17 protein-coding genes and 3 tRNA genes are annotated in these 13,833 nt (G+C 67.3%); 11 read left to right on the top strand and 9 right to left on the bottom strand.

Annotation, left to right across the window (positions count from 1 at the left end; all coding sequences use genetic code 11):
* Positions 1-47: 47 nt before the first annotated feature.
* Positions 48-494, bottom strand: coding sequence for a PPOX class F420-dependent oxidoreductase (locus ACWGE0_RS34360; protein WP_452265051.1), 447 nt, complete (start codon positions 492-494; stop codon positions 48-50).
* Here ACWGE0_RS34360 and ACWGE0_RS34355 point away from each other — a divergent pair.
* Together ACWGE0_RS34355 and ACWGE0_RS34350 are read left to right on the top strand one after the other, a co-directional pair.
* Positions 493-1,305, top strand: a complete 813-nt coding sequence (locus ACWGE0_RS34355) for an oxygenase MpaB family protein (protein ID WP_452265050.1) — start codon at positions 493-495, stop codon at positions 1,303-1,305. The genes ACWGE0_RS34360 and ACWGE0_RS34355 overlap by 2 nt on opposite strands.
* A gap of 82 nt (positions 1,306-1,387) precedes the next feature.
* Positions 1,388-2,203, top strand: coding sequence for a glutamate ABC transporter substrate-binding protein (locus ACWGE0_RS34350; protein WP_452265088.1), 816 nt, complete (start codon positions 1,388-1,390; stop codon positions 2,201-2,203).
* Here ACWGE0_RS34350 and ACWGE0_RS34345 read toward each other — a convergent pair.
* Positions 2,200-3,363, bottom strand: a complete 1,164-nt coding sequence (locus tag ACWGE0_RS34345) for a L,D-transpeptidase (RefSeq protein WP_452265049.1) — start codon at positions 3,361-3,363, stop codon at positions 2,200-2,202. The two genes, ACWGE0_RS34350 and ACWGE0_RS34345, sit on opposite strands and share 4 nt — an antisense overlap.
* Before the next feature lie 323 nt (positions 3,364-3,686).
* Between ACWGE0_RS34345 and ACWGE0_RS34340 the strand changes: the two genes are divergently transcribed.
* A complete protein-coding gene (locus ACWGE0_RS34340) occupies positions 3,687-3,890 on the top strand; it encodes a cold-shock protein (protein ID WP_030477903.1) in 204 nt (67 codons plus the stop codon).
* A 98-nt stretch (positions 3,891-3,988) separates the two neighbouring features.
* Here ACWGE0_RS34340 and ACWGE0_RS34335 read toward each other — a convergent pair whose 3' ends face one another.
* The 4 genes from ACWGE0_RS34335 to ACWGE0_RS34320 form a co-directional block, all read right to left on the bottom strand.
* A complete protein-coding gene (locus ACWGE0_RS34335) occupies positions 3,989-4,288 on the bottom strand; it encodes a hypothetical protein (protein WP_109629158.1) in 300 nt (99 codons plus the stop codon).
* A 255-nt stretch (positions 4,289-4,543) separates the two neighbouring features.
* A complete protein-coding gene (locus ACWGE0_RS34330) occupies positions 4,544-6,727 on the bottom strand; it encodes a heavy metal translocating P-type ATPase (protein ID WP_452265048.1) in 2,184 nt (727 codons plus the stop codon).
* Positions 6,727-6,933, bottom strand: a complete 207-nt coding sequence (locus tag ACWGE0_RS34325; protein ID WP_452265047.1) for a heavy-metal-associated domain-containing protein — start codon at positions 6,931-6,933, stop codon at positions 6,727-6,729. The genes ACWGE0_RS34330 and ACWGE0_RS34325 overlap by 1 nt, the downstream gene beginning before the upstream one ends.
* A gap of 56 nt (positions 6,934-6,989) precedes the next feature.
* Positions 6,990-7,250, bottom strand: a complete 261-nt coding sequence (locus ACWGE0_RS34320) for a hypothetical protein (RefSeq protein ID WP_452265046.1) — start codon at positions 7,248-7,250, stop codon at positions 6,990-6,992.
* Between the two features lie 154 nt (positions 7,251-7,404).
* Here ACWGE0_RS34320 and ACWGE0_RS34315 point away from each other — a divergent pair, with 154 nt between their 5' ends.
* From ACWGE0_RS34315 to ACWGE0_RS34295, 5 genes are all read left to right on the top strand, one after another.
* Entirely contained in the window at positions 7,405-7,650 is a 246-nt protein-coding gene (locus tag ACWGE0_RS34315; protein WP_093605799.1) for a hypothetical protein, read from the top strand.
* Positions 7,651-7,775: 125 nt separating this feature from the next.
* On the top strand, positions 7,776-8,414 hold the full coding sequence (locus ACWGE0_RS34310; protein WP_452265045.1) for a ScbR family autoregulator-binding transcription factor: 639 nt from the start codon (positions 7,776-7,778) through the stop codon (positions 8,412-8,414).
* 130 nt (positions 8,415-8,544) lie between these two features.
* A tRNA-Glu gene (locus ACWGE0_RS34305) sits at positions 8,545-8,617 on the top strand.
* 38 nt (positions 8,618-8,655) lie between these two features.
* Positions 8,656-8,729, top strand: a tRNA-Asp gene (locus tag ACWGE0_RS34300).
* Between the two features lie 14 nt (positions 8,730-8,743).
* Positions 8,744-8,817 (top strand) — tRNA-Phe (locus ACWGE0_RS34295).
* A 48-nt stretch (positions 8,818-8,865) separates the two neighbouring features.
* On the opposite strand, the gene ACWGE0_RS34290 is transcribed toward ACWGE0_RS34295, so the two are convergent.
* Entirely contained in the window at positions 8,866-9,567 is a 702-nt protein-coding gene (locus ACWGE0_RS34290) for a protein phosphatase 2C domain-containing protein (protein WP_452265044.1), read from the bottom strand.
* A gap of 61 nt (positions 9,568-9,628) precedes the next feature.
* Here ACWGE0_RS34290 and ACWGE0_RS34285 point away from each other — a divergent pair, with 61 nt between their 5' ends.
* On the top strand, positions 9,629-9,838 hold the full coding sequence (locus tag ACWGE0_RS34285) for a helix-turn-helix domain-containing protein (protein WP_086665473.1): 210 nt from the start codon (positions 9,629-9,631) through the stop codon (positions 9,836-9,838).
* The gene (locus ACWGE0_RS34280; RefSeq protein ID WP_319969617.1) at positions 9,835-10,362 is read left to right on the top strand and encodes a Clp protease N-terminal domain-containing protein; all 528 of its coding nucleotides are present in this window, start codon (positions 9,835-9,837) and stop codon (positions 10,360-10,362) included. Before ACWGE0_RS34285 ends, ACWGE0_RS34280 begins: the two co-directional genes overlap by 4 nt.
* Here ACWGE0_RS34280 and yczE read toward each other — a convergent pair.
* A complete protein-coding gene (yczE, locus tag ACWGE0_RS34275) occupies positions 10,328-10,966 on the bottom strand; it encodes a membrane protein YczE (protein WP_319969616.1) in 639 nt (212 codons plus the stop codon). The genes ACWGE0_RS34280 and yczE overlap by 35 nt on opposite strands.
* Positions 10,967-11,027: 61 nt before the next feature.
* On the opposite strand from yczE, the gene yczR reads away from it, so the two are divergent.
* The gene (gene yczR / locus ACWGE0_RS34270) at positions 11,028-12,464 is read left to right on the top strand and encodes a MocR-like transcription factor YczR (RefSeq protein WP_452265043.1); all 1,437 of its coding nucleotides are present in this window, start codon (positions 11,028-11,030) and stop codon (positions 12,462-12,464) included.
* Between the two features lie 295 nt (positions 12,465-12,759).
* On the opposite strand, the gene ACWGE0_RS34265 is transcribed toward yczR, so the two are convergent.
* Positions 12,760-13,551 carry a hypothetical protein gene (locus tag ACWGE0_RS34265; RefSeq protein ID WP_452265042.1) on the bottom strand — a complete coding sequence of 264 codons (792 nt, stop codon included), beginning with the start codon at positions 13,549-13,551 and terminating at the stop codon, positions 12,760-12,762.
* Positions 13,552-13,833 lie beyond the last annotated feature (282 nt).

The following is a 13,833-nucleotide window of genomic DNA, read 5'->3' as shown; positions in this document are numbered from 1 at the left end:
GTCCCCGTGGAATCGTTGCGCAGGCTAACGGTGTTACCGGCGAGGAATCAGCCTGTCTTATCGGGTCCCGCGCTGGTCAGCGAAATCCGCAGGATCACCCGCTGCTCGCGTTCCATCGACGCGCGGTAGTCGTTCCAGTCGGGGTGTTCGCCGGAGATCGTCCGGTAGTACTCGACCAGCAGATCCATCGCTTCCGGCAACGGCACGACCGTCGCCGTTCCGTTGACCTGGATCCATCGGCCGAAGAAGCTGTCCGGCAACACGCACAGCGCGACGTTCGGATCACGTTGGACTTGCTTGGTCTTGTAAGCCGTCGCTCGCGTGGAGACGAGCACGTCGCCGTTGTCGTCCAACGCGACGAGCACCGGCGACATGGCCGGCGTTCCGTCCGACTTCAGTGCGCAGAACACCGCGCGGTGCTGGCTGCGGAGCACTTCTCGTGCCTGGTCCAGGTCCATGGCCATCATCTTCGCGAGACGGGACGATGTCCGCATGCCCGATCCGAACTCCGTCAGCTGGCAGATGCACGCGGACCCCACGATGTGGATCGCCGGGATAGCGAGTCTCTACCTGCAGGCGCTGCACCCCAGGGCCGTCGCGGGTGTGGTGCAGAACTCGAACTTCCAGGCCGACCCGCTCGGCAGGCTGAAGCGGACGGCGGACTTCGTCGGGCTCGGCGTCTACGGCACCGACGCGGAGATCGCCACAGCCGCGGCACGGGTCCGCGCCACCCACCGCGGCCTGCGCGGGGTCGTCGACGGCCGGACGTTCCGAGTGGACGAACCCGAACTGCTGCTGTGGGTGCATTGCTCGGAGGTTTCGTGTTTCGAAACAGTCCTCGACCGTGCGGGGTACGGACTGACGAATCGGCAGAAGGATCAGTACTACGCGGAGCAGAGATTCGCTGCGACGCTGGTCGGTCTGCACGAGGACGAGGTCCCGGGCTCGCGGCGCGAGATGGCCGACTACTTCGAACGGATGCGGCCTGAGCTGCGCCGAACAGCGGATTCCGATGTGATCTACGACTTCCTGCACGGTCCACCGGTGCAAGGCTGGATCCGGCACGGACTCCCGCTCTACCGGGTCCTGGTGGGCCACCTGGCGTATTCGGCACTGCCCGATTGGGCGCTCGAACTGCATGGCCGTCCGTCCTATGTGCACGCTGACCGATGGCTGCGAATCATGCGCCGAGCTGCGCTTTTGGTGCCGGGCAAGATCAGGAGGCTCGCTCCGCCCGGCCATCTCAAGCGCGCGATCGAACGCCACGGCCGCCATGTGACACCCAGTAGGGCAAGGCTTCCGTAGTTGTCATACATCACAGTCGATCATCGCCGCAGGTCCGTAGCATTGCTCACGACTCCACAACACCCCCGGAAGGTCTGTCGTGATCCGTCGTGCTGCGCTCCTGACTGCCGTAGCGGTGCTCGCCACCGCCTGTGGGAGCGGTGACACCAGCACAGTCATCGGACGTGCTGACTCCGGCAAGTTGACCATCGGCATCCGCTACGACCAGCCGGGCCTGAGCCAGCGCCGGCTCGACGGCCGGTACGTCGGGTTCGACGTGGACGTCGCCAAGTACGTGGCGAGCGAACTCGGCGTGAAGGACACCGGCATCACCTTCAAGGAGGCGCGCGGTGCCGCCCGCGAGTCGATGCTCGAGAACGGCGAGGCGGACCTGATCATCGCCTCGTACTCGATCACCGACGCCCGCAAGGAGAAGGTCGCCTTCGCCGGCCCGTACTTCGAGACTGGCCAGGGCATGCTGGTCCGCTACACGGAGGAAGGCATCCAGGGCCCGGAGACGCTGAACGGCCGCAAGCTGTGCTCCGTCAAGGGCTCCACCTCCGCGCAGAAGGTGAAGAGCGACTACGCCCAGGGCGTGCAGATCGTCGAGTACGGCCAGTACTCCGACTGCGTGATCGCGCTGATGGCGGGCAACGTCGACGCCGTGACGACCGACGAGGTCATCCTCGCCGGGTTCGCCGCGGAGAACCCCGAGCTGCTCAAGCTCGTCGGCAAGCCGTTCTCCAAGGAGCGCTACGGAATCGGCGTGCCGAAGGGTGACGCGAAGTCCCGTGACGCCGTGAACGAGGCCATCGAGAAGATGATTTCGAGCGGAGAGTGGAAGCGGGCCCTCGAACGCAACGTCGGTCCGTCGGGTTACGAGATCCCGCAGCCACCCCAGATCACCGAAAAGAGCTAGGGAGTGGCGGCCGACTTGGCGGTCCAGGTCGCCCAGTCCAGCGTCCAGTCCCAGTAGTCGCCGGGAGCCACCCCCATCGGGTCGGCCTGCCCGAGCGGCACCGACGAACCCGTGATCTCGACCGGGTCACCGATCATCGTCAGGTCGTAGAAGATCTTCGCGTTGGGCCCGGACAGGTTCGCGCACCCGTGCGAGACGTTCTCCACGCCCTGCTTGGCGATGGTGCCGTTGTTCTCGTGCACGAACTCGCCGTTCTGCGAGATCAGCACTGCCCAGGTGACCGGGATGTTCTCGTAGTTGAAGATCGGGTTGGTCATCAACCGACTGGCTTGCTTCATCTGCACCACGTGGATGCCGCTGCGGGTCTCCGCGCGCTTGTCGCTCTCCATCCCGTACGAGGCCGGGAAGTCGTGCAGCAGCACGCCATCGCGGTGGATCTCGAACCGGTGGGTCTGCGTGTTCGCCTTGGCCACCAGCGCGCGGTCAGCGATTTTGAACTGCACGTGCACGTCCTCGGCACCGAAAGCGCCGCCCCCGAACGGCACCCCGTACACGTCGGCGTCCACGGACACCTCGGTGTTCGGCTTCCAGTACTCGCGCGGCCGCCAGTGCGCCTCGGTCTCCGACAGCCAGGCCCACGCGCCCTCGGTCGGCACGGAAGTCGTGACGGTCATGGCCTTCTGCACCGAAGCCTTGTCCTGCACCGGCGCGCTGAACTTCACCTTGATCGGCATCGCGATGCCGTAGGTCTCGTGGTCGCCGACGTTCATCGACGCGTTGGTGAGCCGCTGCGGCTTGATCGTGCGGAACGAACCGTTGACCGGCACATCGGCTCCGTCCGCGCCCTTCGCGGAACCGGACCACGTGTAGACCTTGTCGTAACCCAGGTCCTCGGTGGCGACCCACTTGTCGGCCGCCAGCTCCCCCTTGACCGCCTTGCCGTCCGCGCCGGTGAGCGCTACGGCGGTCAGTGAACCTCCAGTCACCCCAACCTGAAACGGGCCCGCCGGGCTGATCCCCTCGCCCTCGGCCGGCGTCACGGTCAGTGCCGCCTTGGCCTTCTCCTCCACGACCTGGGCAGCCGGCGACGAACCCGAAACGGGCGCGGCGCTGCACGCGGTCAACCCCAGCAGTACAGCCAAAATCAGTGGCCTGAACACGTTTGCCCCCAAGATCCCCTCGCCTGACGGACAAGAGACGCGTGGAGTGCGAAACACGTTGCGTGGGAGTTTGCGATCACCCACCCGGACCAGCGGGTTTCCTCCTATTGAGGCAGCGAACTGGCCAGTAATGACCTGTAGTGCTATGACGCATCACACGTTAGGCTGACCCGCGCAGGCCGTGGTTTCTGTGTTCGTGCTTCACACGCTCGCGGAACGACACGCGGGCGTGCGGTGCGCTCTCACGGAGTGAACTGACCGCCCCCGGGACGGCCGGGGTTGCACGGTGCAGCCCCAAGCTTTCCTGCGATGGAGGCAGGTACATGGCACAGGGCACTGTCAAGTGGTTCAACTCCGAAAAGGGCTTCGGCTTCATCGCCCAGGACAACGGCGGCGCAGACGTCTTCGTCCACTACTCGGAGATCCAGGGTCAGGGCTTCCGGACCCTGGAGGAGAACCAGCGCGTGGAGTTCGAGGTCGGGCAGGGCACCAAGGGTCCGCAGGCCCAGAACGTCCGCGCGGTCTGATTTCTAGTTCGCCGCAATTGAGTCGTAAGTGAGAAGGACCCTCGACCGGGCTCGGTCGAGGGTCCTTCTTCGTTGGCTTCGGTGGAACTTCGAGTGACTTAGTGGCCGCGCTGGCGCGCTTCCCACTCCAGTCGCTGCATGACCCACTCCGTGGCGAGAGCCTGCGGGGAGGTCTGGCGCTCGGCGGCGAGCTCCTTGAGCTGTTCGTTGGCCATCAGCTGCAGTCGCAGCTGGTACACCTGCGCGTTGCCGAACCCCGAGGCGGTGGTCTCGTTGTCCGAGTCCGGGGCGAGCGCGGCCAGGTAAGAGGTCAGCTCCTCGTCGGGCAACGTCTCCTGCGGTTCGTCCGCTGGGCGGTGACGGCCGGACTTGGAGCGTCCGAGGGATCCTATGGGCACCGGGACACGATAACGGCTCGGTCACGGAACCCAAACCCCTGTGACCTGAGTCACCCCAAGGTGTAAATGGGTCTACTCAGAGTGGATCTCCTGCCGGGCAAGATCCGGGCACCGTCGGGCATGGAGAGGCCCCCGCGCCAGGGGGAGGAACGCGGGGGCCGGAGGGGATCTCCACAGGCGCTGACCGGGGGTATGTCAGCTTTTGGATTGTTGCACGCGCACAAGCCCGTTGGGGAGAGTTCTCACGCAAGATTCTTAAGTTGCCGATGTACGGAAACCCCGTAGTCGCAAGCTGTTGCTAACAACGAACACGCTGCTGAAGGCCATTGCGGCCCCCGCGATCATCGGGTTCAGCAGTCCCAGTGCCGCGAGTGGAAGTCCAGCGACGTTGTAGGCGAACGCCCAGAAAAGATTCCCCTTGATGGTGCCCAAAGTCTTGCGGGACAACCGGATCGCGTCCGCCGCCACGCGCAGGTCGCCGCGCACGAGGGTCAGGTCGCTCGCCTCAATTGCGACATCGGTCCCAGTTCCCATGGCCAGCCCCAGATCCGCGGCCGCGAGCGCCGGCGCGTCGTTCACGCCGTCGCCGACCATGGCCACAACTCGGCCCTGTGCCTGGAGATTCCGCACCGCCTCGACTTTCCCCGACGGCAGCACGTCGGCGATGACCTCGTCGATCCCGACCTCGGCCGCGACCTCGGCGGCCACCGCGGCGTTGTCGCCGGTCAGCAGGACCGGACGCAGCCCGAGCGCCACCAGGTCGCGAATCGCTTGTGCGGACGTGGGTTTGACGACGTCCGACACGACGACGAGTCCGACAACCTTGTCATCAAAGGAAACTGCGACAACGGTTCGAGCACCTTGTGCAACTGCGGCCTCAGTCAATTCCTTCGGCAGCGAAACGTTGCGCAACCGCCCGACGGCAACGCGTCGATCTTCCACCACACCGCTGACACCGATGCCATCCGTGGAAACGAATTCCGACACGGGCAGCAGATCGGCGACTTCGCGGACGATCGCCGCGCCGATCGGATGTTCGGACGCGTTCTCGACGGCCGCCGCGAACCGCAGCACCTCGTCCCGGGACACGCCGTCCGCGGGAATCACGTCGACGAGCGTCAGTCGACCGCTCGTGACGGTGCCGGTCTTGTCCAGCACCACGGTGTCCACGCGCCGGGTCGACTCCAGCACCTCCGGACCCTTCACCAGGATCCCGAGCTGGGCGCCGCGGCCGGTGCCCACGAGCAACGCCGTCGGCGTCGCGAGCCCCAGTGCGCACGGGCAGGCGATCACGAGGACCGCCACTGCTGTCGTCACCGCGAACTCGAGCGGCCGCCCGGCGAGCAGCCAGGCGCCGAACGACACCAGCGCGATCAGCGCGACGACGGGGACGAACACGGCCGACACCCGGTCGGCCAGCCGCTGCACGTCGGCCTTGCCCGCCTGAGCCTGCTCGACCAGCCGAGCCATCCTGGCGAGCTGGGTGTCCGAGCCGACGGACGACGCCTCGACGACCAGCCGGCCGCCCGCGTTGACCGTCCCGCCGACGACCGAATCGCCCACGCCGACCTCGACCGGCACCGATTCTCCGGTGACCATCGAGCGGTCCACGGCCGAGCTGCCCTCGACCACTAGGCCGTCCGTGGCGATCCGCTCACCCGGACGGACCACGAAGCGTTCGCCGACCTGGAGCCGGCCGATCGACACACGGGTTTCGACGCCGTCACGCAGCACTGCCACGTCCTTGGCGCCGAGCGCGAGCAACGACCGCAGGGCGGCACCCGCGCTGCGCTTGGACCGGGCCTCCAGCCACCGTCCGAGCAGCAGGAACACGGTCACGCCGACAGCGACCTCCAGGTAGATGTCACCGGAGGTGGTTGGCCGCGGCATCAAACTGAACTCGTGCCGCATGCCGATGGTGCCGGCCTCGCCGAACACCAGCGCGTAGAGCGACCACAGGTACGAGACCGTGACACCCATCGACACGAGGGTGTCCATCGTGCTGGCGCCGTGCCGTGCGTTCACGAACGCCGCACGGTGGAACGGCCAGCCACACACCCACACGACCACGCTGGCCAGCGCCAACGAGACCCACTGCCAGGTGGGGAACTGCCACGCCGGGACCATCGAGAACGCGATCACCGGCACACCGAGCAGCGCGGAGAGGCTGAACCTCAGCCGCAGCTCACCTGCCTCGTCACCGTCGGGAGCCTCGGGTGTGGGCTCCTCCGCGTCGTAGCCCGCCGCGCGCACGGTCGACACCAGGTCGTCCACGCGCAGGTTGTCCGGGAACTGAACGCTGGCTTTCTCGGTCGCGTAGTTCACGGTGGCGGACACGCCGTCGAGCTTGTTCAGCTTGCGTTCGATGCGGTTCGCGCAGGAGGCGCACGTCATGCCGCTGATGCTGAGCTCGACGTGACGAGGCTCGGTCGTGGTCATCAGGCGACCTGGTACCCGGCCTCGGTGACGGCGGAGACGACCTCGGCGCGTTCGAGCTCGCGGTCGCTCGTGACGGTCACGGCGCCGGTCTCCAGGACGACGTCGACGGCCGTGACGCCGGCGACCTCGCCCAGCTCCTCCTTGACGGAGCTGACGCAGTGACCGCAGGTCATGCCGGTGACGGTGTAGGTGGTGCTGACGGACATCGGGGGTCCCTTTCTTCCTCGGGACTCCGATCTTATACCCCCCTGGGGTAAAGGATCTATTGAGGACTCTCGGGTTTCGGCTGGTCCAGGTTCTGGATGTCCGACTCGATCTTGTTGACCAGGTCGTCCAGGCCCTCGAGCATCTTGTCGAGCTCGGCCATCCTGGAACCGAACGCGGACTCGATGTCGGCGTCGATGGTGTTCAGGTCGATACCGCTGAGCGCCTTCAAGATCTCCTGCGGGTCGACCGCGGGCGGTGTCTGAGACGCGTTTTGGCCCTCTGCATCGGGGGAAGGCTCCGGCGTGGGGTCGGTCATGGGTCCATCATCCCCTGGCCAGTTCCCCACGAGACACGGACCGCACCTGTACGGAAAGTAACGCTGGGTGGCGGTGGAATCACTCTGCGGGGGGCTGCGGCCGTTGTCCCAGGTCGCTTAGCCTCGCGCCAACCTCAAGTCGGGGAGGGTGCTCATGAGCGGGTCACTGGAAGTGCGGAAGTTCCTGTTCACACAGGACGACAGCATGTCGCGACAGGGCGGGCCGAACGTGCCGGCCCAGCGGAGCGGAGAGCCCTCGCGGATCTCCGATGATCAGGTCCACCGAGCCAGGCTCGCGGTCGCGCGGAGTGCGCTGGGCGCCGAGGACTGCCGGATGCTGCTCGACATGCTGGGGCTGTCACCCGGCGAGGACGGCGGGTTGCCACCGGCACAACGGTGAAGTGATGCGTACGCGAATGCGGCCCTGACTCCAGACGCGCACCCCCCGGAGTGCGTCTGCAGGACAGGGCCGCATCTGGAAACATACCCACGGGTCTCTTTAGCGGCAACGGCTAACCTTGACGCATGCCCCAGCAGGACCGGGCGTACGCGACACGTGAGGCGATACTCCACGCCGCGGCGGAGGAGTTCGACCGGCTCGGCTACGAGCGCACGTCGCTTACCGCCGTGTTGGCGCGCGCCAGACTGACCAAGGGCGCGTTCTACTTCCACTTCGCCTCCAAGGAGGCGGTCGCCGCTGCCCTGATCGAGCAGCAGAGCGAGACGTGGGCGCAGATGCGGGAGTCGTGGCGCCTGCGCGGCGTCGACCCGCTGAGCGCCCTGCACGGCATGTTCGTCGAGTCCGCCGACCGGATGGCCGCGGACGTCGTGCTGCGCGCGGGCGTGCGGTTGAACGCCGACCGTGAGATCGGCTATCCGGGTGTCCCGAGCGCGCACGTCATGTGGGAGAAGCTGATCACCGGCTATCTGGCAGAGGCCCTACAGCGCGGAGACCTGCGCTCCGGTGTCGATCCGGAGGCCGTCGCGCGGACGTTGTGCGGAGCTGCCCTGGGTGCGCGGCTGATCTCCTCGGCGACGACGGCGTGTGCCGACTTCCCGGCTCGGATCCGCGAAGTTCTGGGCCACGTGCTGCCGTGCGTCGCATCTTCCAGGTGGAAGTTGTCTGGATCACAAAACGCGCTTGACGGGTCTGCTGGGCCGTGAACAGGCGTTTGTTGATCTGGACGGTGTGGTGCCGAAGGTGGTTTGGGCAGGTCAAGGCATAAGTGGACCCCCCGTTTTGGAGGTGCGCGCACCTATGCCATATGCTTACGATGCTTCCAGAGACCAGCTAGTCCCCATCATCTAGCGGCCTAGGATCCCGCCCTTTCAAGGCGGTCGCGCGGGTTCGAATCCCGTTGGGGGCACGCAGTAATGTAAGGTACGGTTAGATCAGCAAGAGCAAGGCCCAGTGGCGCAGTTGGTTAGCGCGTCGCCCTGTCACGGCGAAGGTCGCGGGTTCGAGTCCCGTCTGGGTCGCTTTACCTTCTCATGGCCAGGTAGCTCAGTTGGTACGAGCGACCGCCTGAAAAGCGGTAGGTCGGCGGTTCGACCCCGCCCCTGGCCATACCTCCTTCGAAAGAAGCCCCGCAGCGTGCTGCGGGGCTTCTTTCGTTTATGCGGTGATGCGGGCGATTGCCTGGTCGTCGTGAGTTTTGAAGCGCGGCCAACGCCGGTGTTCCGGATCGCCGCGCTCAGCTTCGCGAATTCGGTCGAGGACGTCGCCCAGCGGCATTTCTTCGAGGTCCTCCCACGAAAAGAGTCCGTACTCGGACACTCCACATGAGACACCGTCGGTGAGAGCGATCACTTTCCTGATCTCCGCACGCGGCCAGCTCGCGGTCCGGGCCTGGTGTGCCGCAACGGGATCGGCCTCCGCGACCCACCACCCGTCCGGCTTGTTCTGCCACGCCAGGATGTCCGGCTGCGGTCGCAGATCTTCGAGCCGGGTGTCCTCGAGCACGTGAGTTGTCCGTCCGAACGCGACGACCGGGGTGTCGCACAGGACGAGCGCATCGATCCGGTCGTCGGTCCAGCGCACGATCGACGCGGTGGCGGACGGGGAGTCGCCGGGCACGAGGGCGTGTGCTGCCACGAGGTTCGTGATGGCCTGGGCGAGCAGGTCGGTCAGCGGGTCGGTGTCGTTGATCAGCCTGGCGAGCTCGTCGGCGAGTTCGGTGGCGTACCAACCGCCGTTGCGATCAGGCGGCCTGCGTGAGGTGGCGCCGTCGAGAACGATGACGGCGCTGGTCGTGACCCGGATCCGGTCCTCGGAAGTGCGCCCCGGTGCTGCCTGTTCGGCAGTCTCGATCTTCACGGCCCCACCGTACGTGTCAACTTCGGTTGACGGCAGGCGATTGTCAACGTACGTTGACATCATGACTGAAGCGACGGATCTCGCCACGGCGGCAGGAGACCGCGACCCGAAGGTCGGGTTGCGGGCCGTCACCGCGCTGCGGCGACTTTTGGAACATCTGGAAGCAGCCCAGGTCCGCAGCGCGCGGGCCCAGGGCTGGTCGTGGCAGGACATCGCGGCGGAACTCGGGGTCTCCCGCCAAGCGGTGCACAAGAAGCACGGGGGTCGATGATGGTTGGCGAGCGGTTCACCAAGGAGGCCCGCGAGGCGGTCAAGGCCGCGGTGCGGGACGCGGAACAGGCGCACGCCGGCGAGGTGGGCGTGGAGTTCCTGCTGCTGGCGTTGCTCGACGCGCCGGTGCTGGCGGGGTTCGACCTGCCGCGCGAGGAGCTGGAAGCGGCGTTCCACGAGTACCGGCGCAAGGGCGGCCTGACAAAGGCCGACGCGGAAGCGTTGCGGGGCTTGGGGATCGACGTCGACCAGGTGATCGACTCGGTCGAGCAGTCGCTCGGGACCGGTGTGCTGCGGCCGGGTCCGCGCCGGCGGTGGTTCGGCATGCCGCTGGAGCCCGCGTTCAGGAAGGTGCTGGAGAACTCGTTGCGCGAGTCGCGCGACCTCGGCCACAACTACCTCGGTGCTGAGCACATCCTGCTGGCGTTGTTGCAGGGCAAGGGAATCGTGGCCGAGGTGCTGACCGAGCGCGGGGTCACCTACGAGGAGATCAGGAAGCGGGCTGCGAGCGCTCGCGCCAGGTGAGCATCGGCAGGAACAGCTGCGAGAGCGGGCCGATGCCGACGGCGTAAAGGATCGTGCCGATGCCGACGGTGCCGCCGAGCAACCAGCCGGTGCCGAGCACGAGCAGTTCGACGACGGTGCGCACGAGTCGCAGGGAAATGCCCGTGCGGCGGCAGAACCCGGTCACCATGCCGTCGCGCGGGCCCGGTCCGAGACGCGAACCGACGTACGCGGCGAACGCGACAGCGTTGAGCACGATGCCCAGCGTCAGCAGCACGATTCGCGGCACAAGTCCTTGTGGCGCTGGCAGGATCGCGAGCGTCACGTCGACGCTGACCGCGATCAGCACGACGTTCGCGATGGTGCCGATCCCGGGCTTCTGCCTCAGCGGGATCCACGCCAGCAGCACCAGCACGCCGGTGATCGCGGTGATCAGGCCGAAGCTCAGGCCGGTGCGTCTGGTCAGGCCCTCGTGGAGCACGTCCCACGGATCCAGGCCGAGGGTCGCGCGGATCTGCATCGCCATGCTCGCGCCGTAGAGCCACAGACCGGCGAACAGCTGGGCGAGGCGACGAGTGGGTGAGATCCGGACGGAGACCTGGTGGAGTGCGGTCATGGTGGCCATGTGGCCATACTGAGCGTCGATTGGACTGGTAATCCATAGCCAATTCGCGATAATTGGCCTCATGCTCCCACCAGGTGGACGTATATCGGGTGCCCGGCTCGCGCGACTGCTCGGGTCGTGGCGGCGCGGCGGTGCCCGGCAGGGTTCGGCCGACCTCACCGCGGCGTTGAAACTGCTGGTCGCGGACGGCCGGCTGCCCGTCGGGACCCGGTTGCCGTCCGAACGCGAGCTCACCGACGCGCTGCCGGTGAGCCGCACCACGATCACCGCGGCGTTGGACCAGCTGCGTGCCGAGGGGGTGGTGGAGTCGCGGCGCGGGGCCGGGTCGTGGATCAACGGGCCCGTCGGTGCCGGTGGTGGCATCACCGGTGGCGACGACACGTTGATCGACCTGTCCCGCGCCGCGCCTCCCGCGTTGCCGTCGCTGCGCATGGCGATGGACGTGGCGCTGGGCCAAATGCCGGAACACCTGGCGTCGCACGGATACGACGAGCGCGGGTTGCCGGTGCTGCGGCAACGGATCGCGGACCGGTACACCTCGCGCGGCCTGCCGACCTCCGCCGACCAGATCGTGGTGACGTCCGGCGCTCAGCACGCGTGGGCGTTGGTGCTGCGGCTCTTCGTCGGGCCCGGCGACCGGGTGCTGGTGGAGCAGCCGAGCTACCCCAACGCGCTGGAGGCGGTGCGGGCGTCGTTCGGCATCCCGGTACCGGTGCCGATGCTGGGTGATGGCTGGGATCTGGACGGATATGAGGCCGCCTTGCGACAGGCAGGCCCCCGTTTGGCCTATCTGATCCCGGACTTCCAGAACCCGACGGGACTGCGGATGTCGTCCGAGTCGCGGGAAGCGCTTGCCGCCGTGCTGCGCAGAGCCCGTACTCCCTTGGTCGTCGACGAAACTTTGGTGGAGCTTGCGCTGGACGGCTCGGAGGCGCCGTTGCCGATGGCCGCGTTCGGCGGGGATTCGGTGGTGACGCTGGGATCCGCGAGCAAGTCGCACTGGGGCGGACTGCGGATCGGATGGATCAGGGCGTCCGCGGACATCGTGCACCGGCTGCTGTCGACGCGGGCGGCGATCGACCTGGGCACGCCGGTGTTCGAGCAGCTGGTGCTGGCCGCGTTGCTGGAGAATCCGGAACCTGTTCTGCGGCAACGGCGTGCGGAGGCCCTGGAGCAGCGGGACGTGACGGTCGCGGCGCTGCGGGAGCACTGTCCACAGTGGAGTTTTGTGGTGCCGGCGGGCGGGCTCGGCGTGTGGTGCACGCTCGACGGCCCGGTGAGCACGCGGATCGCGGTGGTGGCGCAGAACCACGGCCTGCGACTCGTCCCTGGTCCCCGGTTCGCGGTGCACGGCGGATGCGAGCAGATGCTCCGAGTGCCGTACACGCAATCGCCCGAGGTGCTGCGCGAAGCCATCGGCCGTTTGGGTGTGGTGGCTGCAACCGTTGCAGGAACAGGCTTTCCGGCGGATGCCGATCTGTCGGTGCCGGTCGCGTGAGACACGTCGGCCCGGTCTCCCACAGCGGTGAAGACCGGGCCGACGAACTTGCCAACGAGAGGCCTGCGGCGGGGGACGTCCCAGGGATTGGCGTCCCCCGTCCGCAGGTTTCCCGTGTGGTCCGAGACTGCGGGGGCAGCGCGGCACTCGGACCAGACCCGACCTGCCAGGGCGCGGTTGGCAGGTCAGGAAGACTGGGTTCCTTGCGTACAACGGGAAATAAGAGGAGGAGTTACTGGCGCGACGGAACTAGACGGTCACAAATCGCGCAGAGGGCAGAGATGTCCCGTGTTGCTCAGTCGGGTGACGTGCTCGGCAGACCCGGAACACTGCCGGGTACCGATGCGTCGCGGCGTTCCTCCACCGACCACGTGGCGGGCGGGAACAGCGAGTTGTGCGACGTCAGGACGGCGAGCACGCCGCGCGTGCCGCCGGAGTTGTCGGTGTGGCCGGACGACGCGGAGGCCGTCGCGGTCACGGGTGCCTGCTGCGGAGAGGGCAGCGGCGCGTCCGGTCCGGGGGTGGTCCAGTTCAGGTCGCTCGCGGGCGCGGGGTCGGCCTTCGCGGGTGCGGGTACCGGCAGGTCGGGCAGCAGCGGCACGACCTTTTTGACGGAAACGACTGGCGGTGCGGGCGGAGGCGGAGGCGGCGGCAACGCGGCGGCGAGCCTCGCGGCGACCTTGGCGGCGCGAACCTGGGCCTTCGCCTGGATGACCTCGGGCGGCGCCTGGTTCGACACGGTGCCGGAGCGCGTGTTGCCATGGTTGCCGCCGGTGAAGTCGAGGACCGGGCCCTCGTCCTCGTCCGCGGGCTCTTCCTCGGGCTTGTCCGGTTTCGTCACGGGCGGCACGAGCTTGGCCGGCTGATGCTGTTCGACGACCGACGCGGTGAAGGCCTTGGCCCATCCGGCGGGGTCCTCGAGGAGCTGCGGGATCTCGGCGGTCGACGCATCTGCGGTGATCTCGACGGCCGGCGGTTCCTCCGGGCTGGCGGACGCGGACGTCCCGCTCAGCAGCCAGGCGGCGGCGGTCAGCCCGCCGAGCGCAGCGGCCCGCAGCAGCAGTGCACCAGCTCCACCACCAGCCACAGGATCACCACCCGTCCACCGTTCAGGTCACCGTCAACGTCACAGCGCCGCCGGAGGTCGACGTTGAGGTATGTCTAGCATTGGTGAGTGATTTTGCGAACCGACTCGGCGTGAAACACCCGGAAGGGCGGCCACGTGCGGCTGTCCGGGTTGCCCTGATCAGGCATGAACACCGTCAGTGTCGTCATCGGATCGAGTGACTTTGCGCCTCGGTCCCCTGTGGACCGTGTCGCGGCGGGGGATGGTGTCCGATGTGGACACGCCAAAGCAGGTCAGCAGCCT

It is taken from the genome of Lentzea sp. NPDC054927, from assembly GCF_053610285.1.
Note: the sequence above shows the minus strand (reverse complement) of the source record. Positions and strands in the feature narration are given on the sequence as shown.